At 63.3% G+C, this 4,208-nt stretch carries 3 protein-coding genes; 1 reads left to right on the top strand and 2 read right to left on the bottom strand.

What is annotated here, in order from left to right; all coding sequences use genetic code 11:
- The coding region (locus AC1DJT_RS34785) for a vitamin B12-dependent ribonucleotide reductase (protein ID WP_476835872.1) at positions 1 to 1,811 on the bottom strand (1,811 nt) is incomplete at its 3' end.
- A 732-nt stretch (positions 1,812 to 2,543) separates the two neighbouring features.
- Between AC1DJT_RS34785 and AC1DJT_RS34780 the strand changes: the two genes are divergently transcribed.
- Positions 2,544 to 2,954, top strand: coding sequence for an NADH:ubiquinone oxidoreductase subunit NDUFA12 (locus AC1DJT_RS34780; RefSeq protein ID WP_476768759.1), 411 nt, complete (start codon positions 2,544 to 2,546; stop codon positions 2,952 to 2,954).
- An 85-nt stretch (positions 2,955 to 3,039) separates the two neighbouring features.
- Here the strand turns inward: AC1DJT_RS34780 and AC1DJT_RS34775 are convergent, their stop codons facing one another.
- The gene (locus tag AC1DJT_RS34775) at positions 3,040 to 3,951 is read right to left on the bottom strand and encodes an alpha/beta fold hydrolase (protein WP_441505383.1); all 912 of its coding nucleotides are present in this window, start codon (positions 3,949 to 3,951) and stop codon (positions 3,040 to 3,042) included.
- Positions 3,952 to 4,208 lie beyond the last annotated feature (257 nt).

The following is a 4,208-nucleotide window of genomic DNA, read 5'->3' as shown; positions in this document are numbered from 1 at the left end:
GCGTTCTTCTTGTATCCGGGGAAGGGGCCAAGCTCGCCCGCCATTTCGGCCGAGGTCGCATAGGAGACGCCGGTCATGATCGCGGTGAGGGCGCCGGCAAGCGCGCGGCCTTCCTCGGAATCATAGCCGAGGCCCATGGTCATCAGCAGGCCGCCGATATTGGCATAGCCGAGGCCGAGCGTGCGGAACTCATAGGACAGCTCGGCGATCTCGCGGCTCGGGAACTGCGCCATCGTCACTGAGATCTCGAGCACGACGGTCCAGAGCCGGCAGAGATGCTCATAGGCGGCGACGTCGAAGCTCTTGGTCTCGCGGTCGTAGAACTGCAGCAGGTTGGCGGAGGCCAGATTGCAGGCGGTATCGTCGAGGAACATGTACTCCGAGCACGGATTCGAGGCGCGGATGCGTCCCGAGGCCGGGCAGGTGTGCCAGTCGTTCATCGTGGTGTTGAAGTGCAGGCCGGGATCGGCGCTCGCCCAGGCGGCATAGCCGATCTTCTCCCAGAGATCGCGGGCCTTCAGCGTCTTCAGGACCTTGCCGGTGGTGCGGGCGGTGAGGTTCCAGTCCGCATCCGCTTCCACTGCGCGCAGGAAGTCGTCGGTCAGCGAGACCGAGTTGTTCGAGTTCTGGCCGGAGACAGTGAGATAGGCTTCCGAATCCCAGTCGGTGTCGTAGATGTCGAACTGGATGTCGGTATAGCCTTGGCGGGCGAACTGGATGACGCGCTTGATATAGTTGTCCGGCACCATCGCCTTGCGGGCGAGCTTGACCTCGCGCTTCAGGGCCGGGTTCTTCTCGGGATCGAAGCAGGAATCGCCGTCGCCTTCGCAATTCACGCAGGCCTTCATCACGGCCTTCATGTGCTTCTGGACGATCTTCGAGCCGGTGACGAGCGCAGCGACCTTCTGCTCCTCGCGGACCTTCCAGTCGATATAGGTCTCGATATCGGGATGATCGACATCGACCACGACCATCTTGGCGGCACGGCGCGTCGTTCCGCCCGACTTGATGGCCCCGGCTGCGCGATCACCGATCTTGAGGAAGGACATCAGCCCGGAGGAACGGCCACCGCCGGCGAGCTTCTCGCCTTCGCCGCGCAGCATCGAGAAGTTCGAGCCGGTGCCGGAGCCGTATTTGAACAGGCGCGCCTCGCGGACCCAGAGGTCCATGATGCCGCCTTCGTTGACGAGATCGTCGGCCACGCCCTGGATGAAGCAGGCATGCGGCTGCGGATGCTCGTAGCTCGACTTCGACTTCACCAGCTTGCCGGTCTTGAAGTCGACGTAGAAATGGCCCTGGCCGGGGCCATCGATGCCATAGGCCCAGTGCAGGCCGGTATTGAACCATTGCGGCGAGTTCGGCGCGACGCGCTGGGTGGCGAGCATGAAGCGCAGCTCGTCATGGAAGGCGGCGGCATCCTCTTCCGAGGAGAAATAGCCGCCCTTCCAGCCCCAATAGGTCCAGCAGCCGGCGAGGCGGTCAAAGACCTGCTTGGAGGAAATCTCGGAGACGTAGCGCTCGCTCTCGGGGAGTTCGGCAAGCTTGGCCTCGTCGGGAACCGAGCGCCAGAGGAAGGAGGGAACCTCGTTCTCCTCAACGCGCTTCAGCGCTGCGGGCACCCCCGCCTTGCGGAAGTACTTCTGCGCGAGCACATCGCTCGCCACCTGGGACCAGGCGTCGGGAACCTCGATGCCTTCGAGGCGGAAGACGATCGAGCCGTCAGGGTTGCGGATCTCGCTGACAGCCGAACGGAAGGGAATCGCGGCGTAGGGCGACTGTCCGGTGGTGGTGTAGCGGCGCTCGATGCGCATGATCTTGGTCCCCAATGCATGCCGCGGGCGAAAATGCCCCGCGCGGCCGGTTGATCACCGGCTCCTGATGTCAGCCCAACTCGGTTTGATGCCCCTGGATTCCGCGGCGGTGTTTCCCGCCGTCGGCACTCCGGACGCCACCAGACAGACCGCACGCCACCGTTCGCCGCTGCCAGGGATGGCATGCCACGCGGTGATCACCTCGACCCGTCCGGGAACTCTCTCGCGGGTGTCGAAGGCGTCTCCGCCAGCCGTCACGCGACTGACAAAAACTAGTCCGACTGGGGTGGTCCGTCAAGGATTAGTGCGCCGCAAACCCTGTGGACACGACATCTTGTGTGTATCTGTGTGTTCTGGGGATAAGTTTCAAGCTGCCAGCTAAGCACCCGGAATCACGGCGGAATCGGTGCGCTTGAGCGAAGGGTGGACGATCCCGCGGGCGGCGGAAAGCATAAAATTCGCGGCAGTCATGGTTGACCATAGGTGAATGGGCCAGCCGCGCCTGACCATCGCAAGCGCCATCTACACAGCCTGCGCCAAGTGTCTGGAGACAGGAGATCTTCGCGTTTCGAACCGTGCCTGGGACGTGTTCGCAAGGTGGCCGAATCATGGCGGCCTGCATTCCGGAAACGCGCGCTTCCGACGAATCTGCCGTGAATCCTCCTGCGGGCTGGACAGGGCGGGATGCTCTCGCCATAAGTCGCGCGACGCGGACCACGGCGGACGAGAGCCATGAAGCAAACGCTGCTGCAGATCTTTACCTGGTGGAACGGCCAGACCATTGGCACGCGCTTCCACACCTGGCGCTTCGGCGAGAAGGTCGGCCAGGACGAATTCGGCAATACCTATTACCGCACCAAGGCTGGGGTGAAGGACAAGGCGCTGGGCCTACAGCGGCGCTGGGTGGTCTATAACGGCCTGGCCGAAGCTTCGACCATTCCGGCTGGCTGGAATGGCTGGTTGCATCACACCGTCGATATCGCTCCCTCCGAGGAGAGCTATCAGCCGCGCGACTGGCAGAAGCCGCACCAGCAGAATTGGACGGGAACGGCCATGGCCTATCGTCCTCAGGGCTCGACCCTGGCTGAAGGCGAGCGCCCGCCCGCGACGGGCGACTACGAGGCCTGGACGCCCGGGCGCTGAAGCCTGCACGATCTGTTTGAGAAAGGGGCCGCCGGCGAATGAACGCCGGCGGCCCCTTTCGATTCAACGGAGTGCCCGTTTCGCGTCAGTCGGCCTTCGGCAATCGCTGCATGAAGGCATCGACGCGTTCCGCGATCTCGCCGGAATGGGTCTCGAGCGCGAAATGGCCGGCATCGAACAGATGCACCTCTGCGGCCGGCAACTGCTCCTTCAGATAGTCGACGCCCGCCAGCATGAAGAACGGATCGTTCTTGCCCCAGACAATCAGCGCGGGAGGCTGGTGTCGGGCGAGATAGGCCTGCCAGGCCGGGTAGGCGGCAAAATTGCTCTGATAGTTGTGGAGGAGCCGCAACTGGATGTCCTGATTGCCTGGGCGGTCCAGCCCGGCCTGATCATGGCGCCAGGCATCCGGCGAGAGCCGCTCCAATCTGGTCGCGCCATGCGTGTACTGGAACTTCGTGCCGTCGGCACCGAGCAGATTGCGGAAGGGCTTTTCGGTCTCGGGCGTCCAGTTTTGCCAGAACGGCTCCATGTCACGGCGGGCCTCCGCGCTCCAGGCGCCTTCATTGGCGACGGCATTCTGAACGATCAGCGCGCGAATGCGCTCGGGATGTTTGAGCGCGAGGCGAAAGCCGATCGGGCCGCCGTAGTCCTGGATATAGAGCGCATAGCGGGTGAGGCCGACCTGCTCCGTGAAGCCCTCGATCACCTCAGCCAACCTGTCGAAGGAGTAGGCGAATTCGCTCGGCGCGGGCGCCGAGCTGTGACCGAAGCCGGGATAGTCAGGCGCAACGACGCGGTAGCCCTTGGCGAGCAGCGGCAGCAGGTCGCGGAACATATGCGATGAAGACGGAAAGCCGTGCAACAGCAGGATGGCGGGAGCATCCCGAGGTCCGGCCTCCCGATAGAAAATGTCGAGGCCCTGTATCGTGGCGGTGCCGTAGCGGACCGCGACCGACGGGGAGAGGACGGGCGCAATGGGCTGTGCGGTGGACATGRGTGGGGCTCCAAACATGAGAAACGTGGCGAGCGCGGCAGAACTGACGGGAGTTCGCATTTCGAGATTGTAACCTGTCAATCTGTCATTTAACGGTGTCATTTGACGCGTAACCTGTCAATGCCTAAATTAGAGGTTACTAATGGCGTTCGCCTGCGCCAGCCGGAGTGGCCCATGTCTGCGAGCCCGACCAATGATGATTTCCGGGACGGCTTTCCCTTCATGGGCGGCCGGCCCTGGCTCGATCTGCTCAACAC

It is taken from the genome of Allobosea sp. 05T422_2, from assembly GCF_056396265.1.
Note: the sequence above shows the minus strand (reverse complement) of the source record. Positions and strands in the feature narration are given on the sequence as shown.

Excerpts from the sequence above, each read along its gene's own strand:
- AC1DJT_RS34775 (WP_441505383.1), bottom strand. The coding sequence starts at position 3,951 with ATGTCCACCGCACAGCCCATTGCGCCCGTCCTCTCCCCGTCGGTCGCG.
- AC1DJT_RS34780 (WP_476768759.1), top strand. The coding sequence starts at position 2,544 with ATGAAGCAAACGCTGCTGCAGATCTTTACCTGGTGGAACGGCCAGACC.